This window comes from Mesorhizobium sp. B1-1-6 (assembly GCF_006443035.1).
GTDB lineage: Bacteria > Pseudomonadota > Alphaproteobacteria > Rhizobiales > Rhizobiaceae > Mesorhizobium.
This window is the reverse complement of the sequence record NZ_VFWR01000033.1, coordinates 1-17,454: the sequence shown is the minus strand read 5'-3', so window position 1 is coordinate 17,454 and position 17,454 is coordinate 1. Positions and strand designations below refer to the sequence as shown.

15 protein-coding genes are annotated in these 17,454 nt (G+C 57.7%); 3 read left to right on the top strand and 12 right to left on the bottom strand.

The genetic code is table 11. The annotated features are described in order from the left end of the window. Positions 1–725: 725 nt before the first annotated feature. Positions 726–1,088 carry a helix-turn-helix domain-containing protein gene (locus FJ979_RS32060; RefSeq protein ID WP_348640432.1) on the bottom strand — a complete coding sequence of 121 codons (363 nt, stop codon included), beginning with the start codon at positions 1,086–1,088 and terminating at the stop codon, positions 726–728. Between the two features lie 41 nt (positions 1,089–1,129). Here FJ979_RS32060 and FJ979_RS32055 point away from each other — a divergent pair, with 41 nt between their 5' ends. Continuing rightward, positions 1,130–1,639: a helix-turn-helix transcriptional regulator gene (locus FJ979_RS32055; protein ID WP_246678472.1), complete on the top strand. Its 510-nt coding sequence runs from the start codon at positions 1,130–1,132 to the stop codon at positions 1,637–1,639. 16 nt (positions 1,640–1,655) lie between these two features. Here the strand turns inward: FJ979_RS32055 and FJ979_RS32050 are convergent, their stop codons facing one another. The 4 genes from FJ979_RS32050 to FJ979_RS32035 form a co-directional block, all read right to left on the bottom strand. Then, on the bottom strand, positions 1,656–2,909 hold the full coding sequence (locus tag FJ979_RS32050) for a CapA family protein (RefSeq protein WP_140561260.1): 1,254 nt from the start codon (positions 2,907–2,909) through the stop codon (positions 1,656–1,658). Between the two features lie 74 nt (positions 2,910–2,983). Beyond that, on the bottom strand, positions 2,984–3,832 hold the full coding sequence (locus FJ979_RS32045; RefSeq protein ID WP_140561259.1) for a transporter substrate-binding domain-containing protein: 849 nt from the start codon (positions 3,830–3,832) through the stop codon (positions 2,984–2,986). Between the two features lie 52 nt (positions 3,833–3,884). Next, the gene (locus tag FJ979_RS32040) at positions 3,885–4,637 is read right to left on the bottom strand and encodes an ABC transporter permease subunit (protein WP_140561257.1); all 753 of its coding nucleotides are present in this window, start codon (positions 4,635–4,637) and stop codon (positions 3,885–3,887) included. Between the two features lie 12 nt (positions 4,638–4,649). Further along, complete coding sequence (locus FJ979_RS32035) at positions 4,650–5,309, bottom strand: ABC transporter permease subunit (protein ID WP_140561255.1); 660 nt, start codon at positions 5,307–5,309, stop codon at positions 4,650–4,652. A 271-nt stretch (positions 5,310–5,580) separates the two neighbouring features. Between FJ979_RS32035 and FJ979_RS32030 the strand changes: the two genes are divergently transcribed. After that, entirely contained in the window at positions 5,581–6,498 is a 918-nt protein-coding gene (locus tag FJ979_RS32030; protein ID WP_140561254.1) for a LysR family transcriptional regulator, read from the top strand. Positions 6,499–6,978: 480 nt separating this feature from the next. Here the strand turns inward: FJ979_RS32030 and FJ979_RS32025 are convergent, their stop codons facing one another. From FJ979_RS32025 to FJ979_RS32010, 4 genes are all read right to left on the bottom strand, one after another. Next, positions 6,979–7,743, bottom strand: coding sequence for a hypothetical protein (locus tag FJ979_RS32025; RefSeq protein WP_140561252.1), 765 nt, complete (start codon positions 7,741–7,743; stop codon positions 6,979–6,981). A 61-nt stretch (positions 7,744–7,804) separates the two neighbouring features. Beyond that, positions 7,805–10,090, bottom strand: coding sequence for a hypothetical protein (locus tag FJ979_RS32020; RefSeq protein ID WP_140561251.1), 2,286 nt, complete (start codon positions 10,088–10,090; stop codon positions 7,805–7,807). 201 nt (positions 10,091–10,291) lie between these two features. Continuing rightward, the gene (locus tag FJ979_RS32015) at positions 10,292–11,401 is read right to left on the bottom strand and encodes a hypothetical protein (RefSeq protein ID WP_140584676.1); all 1,110 of its coding nucleotides are present in this window, start codon (positions 11,399–11,401) and stop codon (positions 10,292–10,294) included. Beyond that, positions 11,398–12,201, bottom strand: coding sequence for a hypothetical protein (locus FJ979_RS32010; protein WP_140561245.1), 804 nt, complete (start codon positions 12,199–12,201; stop codon positions 11,398–11,400). The genes FJ979_RS32015 and FJ979_RS32010 overlap by 4 nt, the downstream gene beginning before the upstream one ends. An 87-nt stretch (positions 12,202–12,288) precedes the next feature. On the opposite strand from FJ979_RS32010, the gene FJ979_RS32005 reads away from it, so the two are divergent. Continuing rightward, positions 12,289–14,646: a S1/P1 Nuclease gene (locus FJ979_RS32005; RefSeq protein ID WP_140584675.1), complete on the top strand. Its 2,358-nt coding sequence runs from the start codon at positions 12,289–12,291 to the stop codon at positions 14,644–14,646. 287 nt (positions 14,647–14,933) lie between these two features. On the opposite strand, the gene FJ979_RS32000 is transcribed toward FJ979_RS32005, so the two are convergent. The 3 genes from FJ979_RS32000 to FJ979_RS31990 all read right to left on the bottom strand — a co-directional run bounded on the left by FJ979_RS32000 (position 14,934) and on the right by FJ979_RS31990 (position 17,203). Next, positions 14,934–15,581, bottom strand: a complete 648-nt coding sequence (locus tag FJ979_RS32000) for a hypothetical protein (RefSeq protein ID WP_140584674.1) — start codon at positions 15,579–15,581, stop codon at positions 14,934–14,936. 222 nt (positions 15,582–15,803) lie between these two features. Beyond that, a complete protein-coding gene (locus FJ979_RS31995) occupies positions 15,804–16,865 on the bottom strand; it encodes a site-specific integrase (RefSeq protein WP_140561240.1) in 1,062 nt (353 codons plus the stop codon). Between the two features lie 104 nt (positions 16,866–16,969). Further along, entirely contained in the window at positions 16,970–17,203 is a 234-nt protein-coding gene (locus tag FJ979_RS31990) for a hypothetical protein (RefSeq protein ID WP_140584673.1), read from the bottom strand. Positions 17,204–17,454 lie beyond the last annotated feature (251 nt).

The following is a 17,454-nucleotide window of genomic DNA, read 5'->3' as shown; positions in this document are numbered from 1 at the left end:
TCTCCGATCCCACTACAGAACCGGCAACCTCACAGATCGCGACCACTCCCGAAAGGTGGTCCCAAAACAGCGCTTACTATCTACGCGATCAGGGCGTTATCTTACCACCAGCCTAGGTATGTGCTTGGGTTACCTTACCGCGCGATAGCTTGTGCAACTGAATCGACACCGAGCATTGATTTCGGCCTAGGGTCAGTTTCGGGTAGGGCGCCAAATCCCTGAACGTCCGCTTTCTAATCGAGCGTAGAAGCAGCGGACAGTCCGGCCCCATGTCGGCCGTTCAATGATGTGCTTCGCGCCCAAGCTATCCGCTGTTCTTGGCGTCTCCAGCCTTAACACCGCGACGTTCTGCATACTCGATCAATGCGAGCTCAATGACAGCGGTTACCGAACGACGCTCCGACTCTGCGAGTTGTTCAGCCAGAGCTAGCACAGATGGGTCCAAACGCGTTGTGAATGGTTTTTTTATCATTGTCGCTTTTCGGCTTGAACTTGGAGCAGAAAAAATGCATAACAAAGCACGTGCAATGCACATGCATCGCGCGTGCTACGACCGATCAAGGTGCAGGAACACTTTGATCGGTATGACCACAATCGCGCTGTCAGGAGTTCGGATCATGGCTGATTCCGACAATACCACGACTTTGCCTCTCGTCATCCGCAGGAGGTGCTTGCGGCAATTGCAATCGTGAGAATGGGAACCCGTCTTCGCGCCAACTGAACGTTCAAACCAGAGGATCTAAGAGCCGAACACCTTCACCTTTTTGGCCAGCGGACAAGAATTCGACACCCGCTTTTATCAAAGCCGCCTCAATGGCCTGCAAAGTGCTGATCCGGGAATCTACCTTGCCGTTTTCCAACCGAACCAGCGCATTCAGCGACACAATTGCCTTGTCAGCAAGCTCCTGCTGCGACCAACCAAGCAAAGCCCGCGCGGCTCGAATCTGTCGTGGACTGACCATGAATCCACAATCGGCAGGCAGATTTTCTTTGCCACCTATAGGGTTATTTTGAACCCTGTAAGGTATATTAAGTGGCGATTCGACCTCCGATGAATCGGCGCGAAGGGCCCGGAGCGTACGCGACAAACACTCTATCCGGCTGACGAGTGGAGCATCGAAAGGCCTTGTTGAAACCGCAACGCTCCGTCCTACTTCGGACGGGGTCGAAGCTAAAGATCGACAGTGACCCTCATCCCGCCGATCAGCATGTTGGCAGGCAGATTGCGACCGTTCGCGTCCAATCCGACGTCTCGCAAGCCCAGCTTGCCCGATCCATAGGCATCAGCTTCCAGCAGCTCCAGAAATACGAGAACGCGCGCAATCGCGTGAGCGCGTCAATGCTCTACGAGATCGCCAGATCGCTTGGCGTTCCTGTCGGCCGCTTCTTCGCGGGCCTGCCGGGAAACGACGAGGCCCGCGTCGAGGCGCGGCCCCTCCCGGTCGACGAACGCCTCGATTTCATTGCCAGCGCGGAGGGTCGGCGCCTGATTGAGGGGCTGATGAATCTTCCACCGCGAGTGCGCGGTCGCGTCTCGTCCCTGATTGCAGCGTTAGGGGAAGAACTGACCCAGCCAGACACTGAGGCTGATAGCGGAACGGCCGGCGAATCGGCGCCGGCCGAATGCAATACCTTCTGACGGCCGGTCGGGCCCGTCAGCCGAATTTTCGTGCAGCGGGCAGGGCTATGCGGCCGCGAGCCGAGGACACTTCGATTTCGACGCCGAACGCCCGCGAACGCGTCGCGAATCCCTCGAGGATGTCTCGCGCCGCGCTTCCAGTGACGGCGACGGGTACCAGTCTGCCTGTTGCTGATCCGAGGGACTGAGGGTCGGCGCCGATCGCTACGGGCAGGAGGTCTATCCCTTCCAGGCTACCGCCTCCATCATAGCGGCACGCGGCGACAATGCTTTGCCAGACTTCCGGTGGGTTCCACTCGGTTTCGTCGGGGTGGACGTGGAAGAGGAAATTGCCGAGGCCGTAGAAGATCGGCGAGCCATTGTAGATCTCCACCGCCTGCAGAACCGGAGCGCCGTGACTGACGAACAGGTTGGCGCCGGCGTCGATGCACATCCGGGCGAAGTTCTGCACCCAGCGCGGCACGTCCTGCCAACCTGGTTCCCAATGATGGTGGTGCAGATAGGCAATGACGAAATCGCCTTGTGCCGCGGCATGCCGGATGGCGGACAGATGGACACTCGCGCGCCGTTGATCGACTTCGATCAGACGGCCGAAGTCGGCGGCGTGCGTGAACACGGTGCCGTAGAAATTGATCTCCGTGCCGGCTGCAACCTCTACCGGGTCCTCCGGTTGCGCATAGTTGGCCAGTTCGAAGGGGGAGCTTTGCAAATGAGCGCCCAGCCTTGCCAGTCTGCTGAAATGTCCGTCCGGCACCCCCAACTTGCGAATAGTGTTCAGACGATTGACGCCGGGCCGAGCCGGCCGAAAGGTCGTGCCGTCTTCGGCATACATGTTGGTCGGGCCGGGGCCTGCATCCATCGCAAGAAGCGCGACCTCGCGCCCGCCCAGCCGGCGGCGGCCCGGTTTTCTAGCGTCAGTCTCGTCGGCCCCGATGCCGGCATGCAGGAAACCGCGCGCTTCCACCTCCTCCAGCGTCGAGAGGATGCCGCCAGCGCCGAGATCGAAGGCGTGGTTGTTTGCGAGCGCAAGCGCGTTGAAACCGATGGCCTGCAATGCGTCGAGCACTTCAGCCCTGGAATAGCCGAAGTATTTTCCCTTGGTCGGCCACCCGCCGTGCTTGCCGCGGATGGTCGACTCGAAGTTAGTGAAGACGACGTCGCCTTGGCGAAGGAAGTCCGTAACCGCGATGAAGCGTTCGTCTTTGACGTCACGGATGTCGTGCTTGATCAGGGATTGGCCGGTAACGACCGCGCAGAACTGGTCTTTCATGAATCTGGCCTTGAAGGAGGGGAGGGCGCTGGCGTTCCGGCCAGCGCCACGTCGATGTCGAAGTGGGTTGCCGGCTATTGCGAGACGGCCGGTGAGATATCGCTTTTGAACCATTTCAGGCTCAGCGCCTTGATCGTTCCATCCTTGGTGGCCGCGTCGATAGCCGCGTTGAACTTGGTGAGCAACTCGGTATCGTCCTTGCGCATGCCGGCGCCGACGCCCGGCCCCCAGAGCCCGCCCTTCAGTTCAGGTCCGAAAAACACCGCATCCGAACCGGAAGGCGTCTCCAGAAAATCTCGCCAGGTGAAATAGTCGGCGAGACCGCCATCGATGCGACCCGCGGCAAGATCGAGCTTCATGTTGTCCAGGCTGTCATAGCTGCGGACGGTCACGACATCGCCCAGGATTTCCTTCACGACGGCTTCCGAATTCGACGAGCGCAGGGCCCCGATCGCCTTGCCCGCGAGTGTCGATCTGAGCCGTTCAATTGTCGCCTTCTCCTTGTCGCCGACGGTCGAAAGGTTGACCTTTTCCTTGGTGTCGCCGGCGTCGAGTCCCAGGTCCTTACGCACCACGAACTGGTTGAAGCCGGTGGCGTAGGGGATCGAGAACGCGATTGACTGCTTGCGTTTTTCTGTAATCGCCATGCCGGACATGATCACGTCGAACTTGCCGACAAGCAGTGCCGGGATGATCCCGTCCCAATCCTGCGGGACGAAGGTACATTTGATCTGGATGCGACGGCACAGCTCCAGCCCGACATCGATATCGTAACCGTAGAGCTGACCGTTCGCGTCGGTGCCGTCCCAGGGCGGCGAGGCGCCTTCAGTGGCAATGGATATGACGCTCTTGCTTTCGGCGCTGGCCGGAAATGCCGACATCAGGGATGCGATAGAAACAGCAATAGCCAGGGGTATGCGCATGATGCACCTCTTCGTTGGTTGGATGGAAAGGGCTGCCGAAAGACCCGGCGGGTCAGGGCAGGGGCGTCGTCGTGATCTCGTGATCAGGTAGGGCGGGGCGCAATCGCGCTTTTCGTCGACGCGTTGGACGGCCGTCAGTCGACAGTCGCCGCTCCAGGAACTGCATCGCTTTTACGGCAATCGACGTCAGCGATAGATAGATCGCTCCGGCGACGATGAAGATCTCGTACGGCGCGAACGTCGTAGACACCATCTGTCTCGCCATGCCGGTGATCTCGAGCAGCGTTACGGTGCTTGCCAGCGACGAGCCCTTGATCATTCCCACGACCTCGTTGCCGTAGGCCGGGAGCGATATCCTGAAAGCGATCGGGAACGTGACCAGGCGAGCGATCTGGAAGCGTTTCAGGCCGAGAGACGTGGCCGCCTCGGTGACACCTTTAGGCACGGACTGGAGACCGCGGCACAGGATCTCAGTGGTGTGTGCCGCGCTGTTCAGCGAAAATGTCAGAAGGGCGCACCAGAAAGGGTCGCGCAGAATCACCCAGAAGATGCTGGCTCGCACCGCCTCGATCTGAGCGAGGCCGTAGTAGAGCAGGAAGAGCTGAACCAGCATCGGCGTGCCGCGGATCACATAGGTGTATGCCAGCACGGCGAGCGAGAGGCCGGGACGTCCAAAGGCGCGGATGAAGGCCAGCGGCACGGAGACAAAAAATCCGGCCGTCAGCGACAAGACCGTCAGGGTCAATGTGAGACCAACACCCGAAGGCAGGACAACCAATGCGTCAAACATCAAGCCGAGGTTCATGGTCGCTCCCTCCTACCGGCCGAGGGCCGGATAGCGTCGCTCAGCCAGCCGGATCGACAGCAGCGTGACGGTGGTCAGCGAGAGGTAGAGAGCGGCGGCCGCAAGGTAGAAGGTCAATGGTGCGCGCAAGGATCCGGCCCCCACATACGCGACGCGCATGATGTCGGTCAGGCCAACGATCGAGACCAGCGCGGTGTCCTTGAAGAGCGAAATCCAGAGATTGCCATAGGCCGGCAGCGCCAGCCGCAGCATCTGCGGTCCGATGATGAACACCCAGCGCTGCCAGGCGTTCAGCCCAAGCGACTTTGCCGCTTCGGCTTGACCCGCTGGCACCGCCGCAATCGCGCCGCGAAACACTTCGGTGGCATAGCCGCTGAAGACGACCGAGAGCGCGATAACGCCTGCGGTGAATGCGTTCACCTCCATGTATCGGCCGGCGATCTTGCTGGCGAGGGTCGTTCCGCCGAAGTAGGTGAGCAGGATAATGAGAAGTTCTGGTACACCACGGACAACCGTCGTGTAGGCCGTCACGACGCTGTTGAGGCGCGGATGTGCCGTGCCCTTCGAAATGGCCAGAAACAGCCCGAATGCCGTACCCAGCCAGCCGCTGACAAGAGCCAGGCTTATGGTCACGGTGAGTGCGACAACAAACTGAGTAGTAAAACCACCCATGGGGCGTGTTCCTTGGCTCGCAATACCGCGAGATACGACTGTCCGTGTCACTCAGACTAAGTCGTATAACCCAAGGTTGCGAATTGTTATATTTGTAATTTGGAGTTAATTGGAGATATTGCCCAATTCTAGCGCTTGAAATTACACACTCAATCTATAATTTTTATTCTTTTATCTATAACGAGCCGTTATATACTGAGGCACTTCGCTGCTCCCCAGGTTGGCGTTATCTGCGTCCCGGGTGGCGTTGTCAGGGAAAGGAGCGCAGGCAATGGAGTTGCTGCAGAGCGACCTGAAGCTCCGTCAACTGAAGGTCTTCCGGGAAGTGTTGCGGGCCGGTTCGACAAGGCGAGCGGCGGCAGCGCTCGGGATAAGCCAGCCGGCCGTCAGTCAACATGTGAAGCAACTCGAGACCACGCTCGGCATCACACTCTTCAAGAGATCAGCCAACCGCATCGTCCCCTTGCAGGAAGCCTGGGAACTCCTGCGAAACGTAGAGCTTGCCCTGACGTCCCTGGATCGCCTGGACGCGTCGATCTTCGCGATGAAGAACGACGAAAAGCAGCGGATTGCGATTGCCGCGCCTTCTGTTTTCGGGTTCGTGACTTTGCCCAAGGTCGTGGCGATTATCCACTCAAAGACCGCTTCGAATGTCCGGTCGATTTCGGGAAGTTACGAGCAGATCGGCGAGCATATCCTGGCAGGGCGTGCGGAACTCGGAATCTCGAGGTTGCCCTTGGATCCAAGTCTGTTTGAGTGGGCGCCGCTTGGGTCGGCACGAAACGTGTGCATCTTTCACCCCGACCACCGGTTTTCACAACAGACCTGTATCGAGGCGCACGACTTGGCGGGCGAAACTATCGTCGATATCGATCCCCAGTTCGCCGCCCATCAAATGAACTTTAATGCGTTGCGCTTCGCCGGTGTTGAGCCGGACATACTGGTGGAGTTCGATTGCAACGGTCACGAAGCCGGATACGTTTCGGCTGGCCTCGGCATTTCGATAACCAATGAGATCATTGCACGCGAATACGCGGCGTTTCACCTGGGAATAAAGCCAGTGGAACCATCCGCGCTGTATCACTACGTGGCGATTTGGCAGAAGGGCAGGACCTTTTCCAACGCACTAAATGTGTCGCTCGAGGCGATCATCGCTGCGTTTTCCACGGAGCCGCCTGCTGGAGGTTGATAGGTATTCCTCAGGAAGCGGCAGGGATTGAAGTTTTATTGGTGGCTCACAGCAGATCGCACTTGCGCCGGCCAGGATGCCCTCGCAACACGGTGGGAGTGCCGACAACTTAGGCACCCCGACGCCTTCCGACCTTGAACACAATGACAATGGCCATGACCAACACCGACGCGGCCAAGACGCCGTAAGATCCTTCGGCCGTTATTGCAAATCCCCAGAATTCGATCGTGATCTTGTCCATTTGTACGGTAGCCTTCGGCTGGTGCCAGATTCAAACGACAGACTGCGCCGTCTGCGCTCGTGTTGCGTTTTACGGCCGCAAGCATGAGGCGCCCTTGCAGGGGTCAATTGCAAAAGAACCATTTTAGAAAATTATACTAAAAACCGGGTCGTCTCGGTGCCAGCCAATCCAAAATCGTGCCCTTGCCGATCCGAACGCCCACTGCGCTGGCGTCAAATGCTGTTCCCAACAATGACGGTCTATCGTTGGATGTCGCGATCGCTCTGCATGGCTTTTTCAAACCACCGCGGCACCTCGGCGATTTGATTCCCGGAGACACTTTCGGGAACGTCTCGCCAGAACGCCAGAATGGCCTCCGAGAAAGCCCGAAACTGGTCGTCGCCCACCTTGAGGTGCGTATGGTTCACCAGTTTTTCTGACCACCGCGGCCGCACGCCTTTCAACGGATCGTCGAGATATTCGGGGTAGGTCGCCTTCAGATCGGCAAGGGAGGTGCCGGTGCCATGCTTATAGACGTTGACCACCAATCGGCAGGCATCGAGCGTTTTGAAATAGTCCATGCTTCGGATCTTCCAACCGAAGCTCTCCAGGAGATCGGCAATCTTGGCGAAATCCGCGGACCAGACCTTCGCAACCACCTTGTCTCCGTGGTGCCAGTGCTGGATCTCACGCACCAGCCACTCCCGGAGCTTCTTGTCCCACTCGTGGAACATCCCTGCGACGACGCTTAGCCGGGTCTGGTCCCGCATGTGACTCAAGAGCTGGTAGAACTCGATGCGGAAGTCGTTGGCCGCCTCGTAGAAATCCGAGGGATCATGCCGGTCGGGATCAAACCGGCCACCGCTTTCCTCCAGCCAGTCGTCCGCTGCCTTGTCGGCTTCCTCTTCTATGTTCTCGAACTGTGACAGCACGCGCTTGCGGGCCTGCTCGACATAGAACTGATGACCCTTGATCAGGGACTGCCGGCTCGGTCCCCACATTTGAAATAACACGTAGTTGCCCATGCTCGGGATCTCACTCGCGGGACGAACCTGCCGCCGAAGCCGTTCGAAATCGGAAAAGGCGCTACCCATGGGACGTTGCCCGTGGGGCGTTGCGTTCCCACAACATCAGGCTTTCGAACGCTTGTCCCCATGCCTCAGTGCACCGCCCCAAAATAATACAAGCATCGAGGTTACCTGCTTCCACTGCTTCCGATGAAAGCTGCCGCATAGCTTGTCGATGACCAGCCCTTAGCGCCGCTGGAAACAGGTAAAACAGCACCGGTGCCTTCCGGGACTCAGGCGGTTGAACGATGAGCGTCGATGCGTGGCTGGGGTCTCGATAATTCTTCTGCACGAAGCGCCGGAGTTTGTTGAGGTTCCGCTCGATGGCACGCTGCTCGGCTGGATCGGCGCTGGATAGGAGATGGAAGCCAATAAGAGTCCAGCCTGCCGGCTTGAGCTGGGTGATACGCTCGACGATATCTCGGAACAGGGGCCGCAATTCCATTTTGGGTTTTGGCAACGCAAGTCCGGCTTCGCGGCCCTCGTAGTAGCGGTCGACCGGCGCGGACATCCCGGAAGGTGAGAACTCGGAGAATTTGTCATTGAGCTGGGCAAGGTTGAAGCCACTGACAAGATACAGCCCCAAATAATCCAGCTCATCGCCCAACAAGCTTAGGGATTTTTGCAAATATGAGCGCTCACTTAAGTAGTGAAGCAGGAGCAGCGGGTTATCAAGGATTTCGACAAGACATTGCAAATCCGCGATCAGGATGCTTGGCGCCAAGGCGTGGTCCTGAGGCACCCATCCGACTTTTTTGAAGTCCTGCTCGCAGGCGCTTAGCATCGACAGATCGTCGAGGGTCACCGAAATGCGGATCACCCGATCGGCCCGTTCCGGATCGATGCCGATACCAGCTATGATGGCCACCGCACCGGTGTCTCCCTCGCGCGCACTGCGGATAAGCTCCTCTAGCCGGGCCGATTGAATGGACGGCGCGAGAACGATTTCGCGAATGTGTTTCTTGACGCGGTCCGGGGCTCCGCGAAGTCCTTGGGGTGTCAGTCGATGGGATTTTGCCTCAACAATCAAAACCACACGGTCGATGATAACCAGAAGATCGGTTTCGAACTGCTGATCGTCCTTTTTCCACTTCACTCCGGCACGGATGTCGGCGTCGGGCAGGGCGCCACGCAACACCACTTCAACTTGCTGTTCAAGATACAAGGCCCGGCGGTCTTTCAAGGCTTCCTGAAGGCCGGCCTCGCCACAAAGACGCTCCATTATACGGTGGATGTGGCTGAACGCCATTTGAGGCATCGGACAAAAATAGTTCTCACCCAAGGTGATGAGGGGTCGATCCCATACTGGGTTATCAAGGAATAGGTAGTCGAACCTGGCCTCGGTGAGAGCGCCCGGCCGACATGAAAGGGCCTCCAGGACACCTCTTATCACCACTTCGGGCTTGGCAACGACGGATGCAATGTCGCTCGGATTGAAAAGAGCGGTATCGACGAGGCGAAGGTCATAGTGGGCCATTAAAATGCCCTTCATTTCGTCACTTGAGATTTTCGGCGGCAAAATCGCAAGCATCTCTTCGGCGCTGCCGACGAGGTCGGGGATAAGCCTGTAGTAGAGTTCCGCGATCTGGCGAGGGGTTTTCCCTCTAAAAACCTTGCCCAAGAGTTCCCAATGGGCGGATTGCCGGTTTTCAAACACGGAGACGAGCGCCGCAAGCGTGTCGATGACATCGCTTGCGCCGAAACCGTGATGGAGCTGCATTGCTAGATCGAGAGATGCATACAGATCTCGCGACAGGTTGAGGACTTGCCTGTAATAGCCCCAGTTTCGAACCCCATGCGTATGCATGCGGACGCGTTCCTGTAGCGAGCGGACGGCCATGGCCTCCTTGTCGTCCTGCAAGTCCTCACCCTCAAGTAGACGGCCCATGAAGAACGAGTTCGAGATGGTCGGAACCGTGTCAAACAGGGCCTGCATGAGGTCGGGTGTAGCCGGTTCCACTCCCCATTCGACAAGGGGAAGTGACAAGGCGATCGCCTGGAGCAATTCCCCGTGGTGCTGCATGACGTCCGGCAAGAGCTTCCGCTGCTCGCCATTTTTCATCAGGCCCGCGCGCATGCCGTAGCTTGCAAATGCCGCAAGGATTTGAGGCGGTGATACCCTACGCAGAGTGCCTTTTAGGGACTCTAGCTGTGCAGGGAGATCGTTGATGGCCTGGCGCGCGGCGGCGAGCGCTGCCGCTTTGAATTCTGCATGTTTTTCGGGGTCTATCGCGAACGTTTCGAGCTTGAGAAGCGAGTCTCCTGGTCGCGGATGTATCGGACTAGGTGTATCTGGGGTTTGCATCTCATGAGCTCTATGGTTGGTGGGGCGTGCCCGTGACCTGCGGTAGTGGGGAAGTGTTCACCGAGGTTTGCACCTCGGGCAGCGATGCCGACTGCGTTGGTCCCCACGGTGGGACCTATACCGTGCTGAGCTGCTGCAAAATCCAATAAGCCTGCAGCGTAGTGGGTCAGCCCCAAAGCACGGCGTATTTTTTTCCCCGGATCACTGCGCGGCCAAAGGAAAATCCGTTCTTCGGCAGACCTTTTTGAAGTCGACCGTTTTAGGGCCGTCATCGCCCCGTTCTTCGGGAGGGCATTGCCACACAGTCAGAGGAGGGGTGAAAGTGCGCAACGCCTGCATCATTTCCTGGGGTTTGTCCTCGCAACTCTTGTCCGGATTGTCCGGACAGCCAGTCAATACCAATCCAGGAGTTCGAGCCGCGGCGCCTTGGGTCAGTTGATGGAAGTCGCTGGACTGTTTGAGGGCGCGCTGAAGCGCGCTTTCCCAAAGGTAGATCGGTTCGATTGCAATCACATGAGTGTCATCGATACAGTCCACCGGCTCCGCTCCAAGCCGCAGCCCTTGGGTCATATTCAGACAATATTTCTTCCTCAAGGCAACTCTCCGATCTTCGGCGCCTCCCAGGCCAAACAGCGACGGTGCGTCAGACTCGACGACTGGCGCAAAAGTGAAAGTCCGAGCGCCGTACTTGTCGGTGAACGGGAGTTGGCAGACCGGATCCTTTGGTCCCGGTTCAGGAGATTCAACGGGTGAGATGTCTCCAACCACGACGTCTACTAAAATCGACTCTCCAGGTCCAAGCTTTGGGTCGGCGGCAATCCGCTTCTGTGTTCGCAGATCGGCAAAGTAGAAATTTCCGACAATGAACCCGTTCTCATGTTCCCGGGCATGAAAACAGCTAAACGTGGTCTCTACGGTGGCCGAAGTGGGGCCATTGTTAATAAGGACATATCTCATATAAGGAATATATCGAAATATTTCATTGGGCTGTTCGAAAATAGGCGTGTCTAGAAGGCCGTCATTCGCAATATTATTCTCTACGTATTTAAGCGATAATGTTGGCCCATCCCGGCCGAAACTCGCAAGTACAGCATTTCTGGCCGGTCCAATAAGAGCTGTGATCGCGGTCACGACGGCGACGGGGAACCCAATCCAGTCCCGGGTAAACTTCGCAATCGCCACGAGCCGATTCTGTTTGCGGTCTGCGATATCGGATTGGCAAACCGGGCAAACGACTGCTGCCGCAGGAATGAGAGTGCCACATTTGGGGCAATGTTTTTCAGGGCTTTTGTCCGGACTGGTCAGGGTCATGGGTTATCCCCACTGAGCAACCGCTGCTGCGCTATGCCAAACGCCCATCTTCCGTCGGCTGCGGAAAAGCCAAGCACCCATATGGTCGCATAATCCTGGCTGTCCCATTGAAGGGGCGCCACATCGGTGGACTGGACAATGGCCGCGGCCAGCCGAGGGATGGATTCGTGCTGCCAGCTCACAAGGGTAGGTCCGCTTTGCTCGGCAATAGCGGGACCAGCTAAGTCTTCCTGGCCTTTTGAAAACCGAACGTCGGGCTCAATTTGAAGACGCGCAGCCAATGCTGAAATCGTTTGAGTAGGCCGGAGGCTACGGAGCCCGCTGCCGTCTTGCTTGATCGGGGCAGAGGCCACGATGCATCTCGGAACCTGAAGTGGCGGCTGAGGATAGTAGAACAGGCACGCCAAGCCACCGGCCCGCTGCCAGCCCCGGACAGTCAGAGACTTGTCATCACCCTGACCGAGTTCGTTCACGCCTAAATCGGGTCGCTCTGCGACCGGCTTTTCGGCATGCCGAATAATCATCACAAGTCTGTCTACGGCAGGTAAGACGGATGGATAGAGAGGTACGCCGGTATCTTCAGCCGGCCGCTCGAATGACGTCACCACCATATTATCCCCCATGCTTGTTGTACAAAGGAAAAGCGTAAAAAAAGTAAAGGGTAAAAGCAATACAACCCTTCTCGGCTTGCGGCGTGGATCCAAGTGAGTTTTATCGAGGATTGCCAATTGCCAAATTGTTGCGTTCTCGATGCGATGACGCCATGTGAAGCAACCATCACTAGTAATTCGGCTAAGCAAGAAATAACTTTTTCGGAAGGGTCTTATCCGGACGCGATTAGTGGGATAATGTAAGAATGGCGTATGATCCACCTGGGGGGCAGTACCATGGCAGGAAAAGTGCAGCAGGACGAACTCGACTTCTCAAGTCTTTCAGTTCAGGACCTCATCGAGGCTCGCGATCAGTATCATTTCCACCTGATGAACAAAGCGAACGTAGTCGGGACGGCGGTAGGCCTCTACCTGATCCGTCACGATGAGTATTACCCCTCTGATCCCTTACCGCACGTCAAGAAGACCTATCCGCGCACGTTTGAGAACTCCGAGGTCCGGGGCTATTCCTGGCCTTGTATCCTGGTCCTTGTCGACACATGGATCGATCAGGACAAATTTGGTAGTGGGGATGGGAAGACAGCCCCTTGGGATGCTGTTCCGAAGCGACTTTATCTTGCCGATGGGCGCTGCGTGCCAGTATGCACGGTATATGCGCCACCAGTAGGCCAAAACGAGACCGCCCCGAGTGCCCCGCGCCGGTTACCGCAGACCACCTACGGCGGCGGGCTCCGCATCCATGTAAAAGTCCAACAGCAAGACTATTTCGCGACCGTGGGATGTCTGGTGACAGACGGGCATTTGACCTACGCCCTCACGGCTAGGCACGTATGCGGCCCGCCCGGTACGGAAGTGCAGGTCGAGCTTCGCCAAGGACTTCAACGCGTAGGTGTCAGCAGTTCGAAGCAGATCACCCGAAAGCTCTTTTCAGATGTCTATCCGGCACTCCCGATGCGCCAGACATACCTTGGTCTCGATGTGGGCTTGATCAGAGTGGATGATGTCCGGGACTGGACACCGAACATTTATCATCTGCCTCCGATCAGGCCGCTGTTCGACGTGTATGAACAGAGCCTGACCTTGAGAAAAATTATCGATCAGCCAGTCGTCGCCGTCGGGGCGGCGTCGGGCATTTTGGAAGGTAAGATCCAGGGGATGTTTTACCGCTACCGTTCGGTCGGCGGCTATGACTATGTATCGGACTTCCTGATTGCTCCAGGCAACGGGAAACCACAGACGCGCCATGGCGACTCCGGCGCGGTCTGGTTCCTGGCTTCCGCCAAGCCTCAACCGGATGGAACCGAGGACAAGACGCCACTGGTAAAGCGTCATCTCAGACCGTTGGCGGTCGAATGGGGTGCGCAGACGTTTGCAGATTCAGGGAAAAGATCGTCGTTCTCTGTCGCAACGAGTCTCAGCACGGTCTGCAAAATCCTCGACGTGGAACTGGTTGTCGAGAACCCGACTGGGGTGTCCGGAACCTGGGGAGCCTTGGGCCACTATTCCATTGGCTCGATGGCAGTAGAGCTGGTCAAGGACCCGACGCTCAAAGCGTTTCTGCGTGCCAACGCGGATGCCCTGAGCGTGCCATTGAATCAATTGAACAAGGAGCCCAAGCAGAAGGATCTGCTTGCCTCAGGCTTCGTGCCGCTTGCCGATGTACCGGACATTGTTTGGAAAAAGTACCCGTCGCCACATGTGACCAAGAAAGGCCAGGATATTGGGGTGACGGGTGGGCGTGACACGCAACCATCCGGGTTCTCGTCGACCGGGCCGGAGCATCCCAACCATCATTGCGATGCCGACGTGCCGTTTAAGGGCTCGCCAACACTTCCTGACGCCTGCCTCGCTGATCCCGGTTTGCTCACCGCCGCCAACTGGAACGACTATTTTGATACATTCCCAGAGAAGGTGAATACCTTGCACAGGGGCATCTTGCCGTTCCGGGTGTGGCAGATCTTCGAGCGGATGAAGGATTACGCCGCGAATAATCCCGACGAATTTATCGCGGCTGCAGGCATCCTGGCGCATTACAACGGTGACTCCTCTCAGCCATTGAATGGCTCCGTCATGGCGGACGGGATTAAGGACCAGGAGCCCGATATTCCGCGCGACAGTAGTCGTACCGATAAAAAAACCAATGCAAAGTTGCCTGCTTACAGGGGCGAGGGAGTCCATTCAGGCTATGAGACGGAGATGATCAACTGGGCTGCGGGTAAGGGCTTGCTGTTCGATGAGATCGTCAAAAACCTTGGAGCCGACCACGGGCTGAAGCTCGCGACCAACGGCCGTGACGCAGCGCTTGCGACGCTAACGACGATGCGAGACGTCGCAACGCTGTTGCCACCCACGACCATCATTGATGCCTACGAAAGAACGTTCCATCCCGACTCGCCACCGCACTCGGAGGCCCTATGGGGCGAAGTTGGCGCAGAGACCGGGAAGGTCATGGCCCTCGGCGTACGCGCGCTGGCTATGATTTGGGATGCAGCGTGGACAGCAGGCGGAGGGAACAAGGACCATGGCAAGCGCAAACTGAAGCAACTGCGCGCCCTTTACGAGAATCCCAATTTCCTTCGATCGGTGACGGTCAACGAAATCGAACAGGAGATAGCCAACCCGACGCCCCTGTAGCGGAGTGTGGCCGGTTGGAGCTAACTTTTGCGAATGGCACGCTGCCAGAGGAGAAGGCACCGGCGGCGCAGGCCAATCTGCTGCGCAACCTCCAACGGTTGCTCGAACTCGAGGGGTTTGAATGCAGGGGCCTGGCTGCGATTCACGGAATCGCAGTGCCGCTCGTCGTAAGTCATCAGGGACGACAGGTTACCGTTGGCTTGCGGCCCGCGCTACTCACGCCGGATGGCAGGATCACTCGTTCGGTCAGTTGCCCGCAGGGACATCGACCGTGCTGCTCTATGAATTCATGCCGCCTGCATCTCGCGGTCTTCAATCGCAGGACCACTGATCCATGCCGCCCAGAGCCTAATGAACCGCAGGAATTCGTCCTCTGTCGTGACGATCACCCGGTAGGTTTCGGCTTGTGCCTGCTGGTCTGCGCCTTCCTCATAGCGTGAAAGAAAAGCGAGGTAATGAACGAGGTCACCCTCACGCTCTTCGCCATCCTTGTTCAGATAGACGATGTTCCCATGGGCCAGGGCGTTGCGGATCACCCGCAAGACTTCGGCTGCCCGCTTTCCCGGCAAAAAATCCTGGCCATCCTTTGCCAGCGGATGCTTGCCATCCCGCGCAACCCAATGTTCGACGGAGTTGGCATTCTCCTTGATATGCGACTGCCGCCAGTCAACCGGACCTTCCCCTTGCCAGAAAGGGGCCGAGGCGAATTTCACCTTGCTGAGCTGGTCGATCGCAGCCGTCATTTGATCATCCCGCTCCCGGTGCAGGAAATGGCGCGCCTGGGCGCGTTCGAACGGAATGGTCAGCACGGCTGCAGCCGCCAACAGTGAGAACGACCCGACCAAGCTATGTTCCCGCGCAAAGCCCTCTACGGCATTGATCAGTTGGAGACACCGGTTTGGATATTCTGCGGCCAGTCTATGCGGGATACCCATGCAACGCCCTCTCTTTCATCAAGAACGGACATTATCACAGACGCCGGTGCCGCAAATTCGGTTGAAAAGGCCAGTCCCCCTTACGGGAGGCTATTCGTCTCCAAAACCGCAGATCCTATTACTGATGGTAGCGACCAGGCTCTTCATAGCTGCACGATCGTGGCCGCGACTATCCATCGGAGCCGTTCAACGCCGCCCTAGACCGCACAGCCACTCGCGTCACTATGCAGCCTTCGTCGCCTGGATGGTGTGAAGCATTTCTGGCTTGAGGTGCGTATAGCGCCGCAACATCTTCCAATCCTTGTGCCCTGTGACAAGCGCTACCTGCTCAATCGTGAACCCAGCTTCGAAAAGGCGGCTCGTTCCTTCGTGCCGCAAATCGTGAAAATGAAGGTCGTGGATGCTCAGGTCCGCGCACCCTCGACGAAAGGCGGTGCCGACTGATCTGTGGTTGAATGGGAAAATACGATCGTCGTCATTGCTTCGCTTTGCCCGCTGCTCCTCGACAATGGCCCACGCGTCGTAGCCGGTTGCTGCGAATAGCGGTATGCGCTGATTGTTGCCTTGCTTGTTTCGCGGGTCCTTCCGGTCCCGGATGAGAAGCATCCGCGTGCGGGCTTCCAAGTCGGACCAACGCACCTTGCAAATTTCTTCCTGGCGCATCGCGGTTGCAACGGCGAAACGTATGATCTGGCTAACGGGTGCTGTCTGACGAGGGTTTGCATCGAAGTGAGCGGTCAGCCTGTCCAACTCATCCTGTGTGGGCCGCCTGTCGCGTTCATGCCCTTTGCCAACAAGGCCAAGCCTCTTTAGGGCGATACGCGCGAGATCAACTGGTTCGACTTTGACAGGAAGGCCGTGCACCGCAGCAGCGTGGGATAGAATGAGTTTTATCAGGCCGATATCGATGCCGAGGGTCACCGGCCCGGCGCCTTGGGCGGCGCGATCGCGGCCGAAACGAATGAGCCGTTCGCGATCGAGAGCTGCCATATTGCACTTTCCAAGATGCCTTTGCAGCATATCGAGTGTCGCGGCCTTGGAGCGGAGAGGGGACTTGCCTACATCGCACATGTCGTCGATATGAAGGTCGATGAGTTCGCCGAAGGTTTTCAGGCGCGCTGTACGTGACTTGGTCGGCGTCTCGCCGCGATCGACCTGGCGCTCAGCGTCGGTTGCCCAGCGTCGTGCGTCGTCTCGGCGCAGGAAGGTCTCGCTGACATAGCGACCTTTGCGACGGACTTGGGCACGCCAGGAGCCGGACGAGAGTTTTGTGTAGGTGGCCATTTTTTCGTGTGCGCTCCGTGTGCACTGGGAGATCGAAACGTGGCGAAAAGGGTCGTATTCTGGCGTAAAGTGGCGTGGCCGCGCTTGCGACTAACGAATTGATGTTAAAGAAAAAATGCTGAAAAATCAAGAGCATAGACTGGCCATTGCGCCCATGATGGACTGGACGGATAGGTAAATAAAATCAATTCGTTATCCGAGTTCGTGTGCAAAAACTGCACACGAAAGTTCTCCTTCTCTTCCATTTTCGTTCCTGCGATCGGGTGACCAACGGTCTCTTGGGAAGCTCTTTTCTGCTCAGCATCTGCCGGCGTCGCGAACAGCTGCGCCAGCGCCACCTTGTGTGCGAAAGTGGTATCGGGCCCCGGGACGTGAGATTGCTAGGACCGGCGCCTCCAGCGACGCAGCAAGCTTGTGTAGTTCTAGTTCTCAAACTGTCTGTGCGTCAGATATCCCAGGGCTCGCAGGCCCGACCCGTCTTGCGTGCTTGAGTATTTCGGCATGTCGATCGAGATCGTGTCCCGGGGAGTGGTGTAGCTGACGGCATTGGTCGCCGTGCTCTCCGGCATGGGCCGGGCTGATCAGCGCG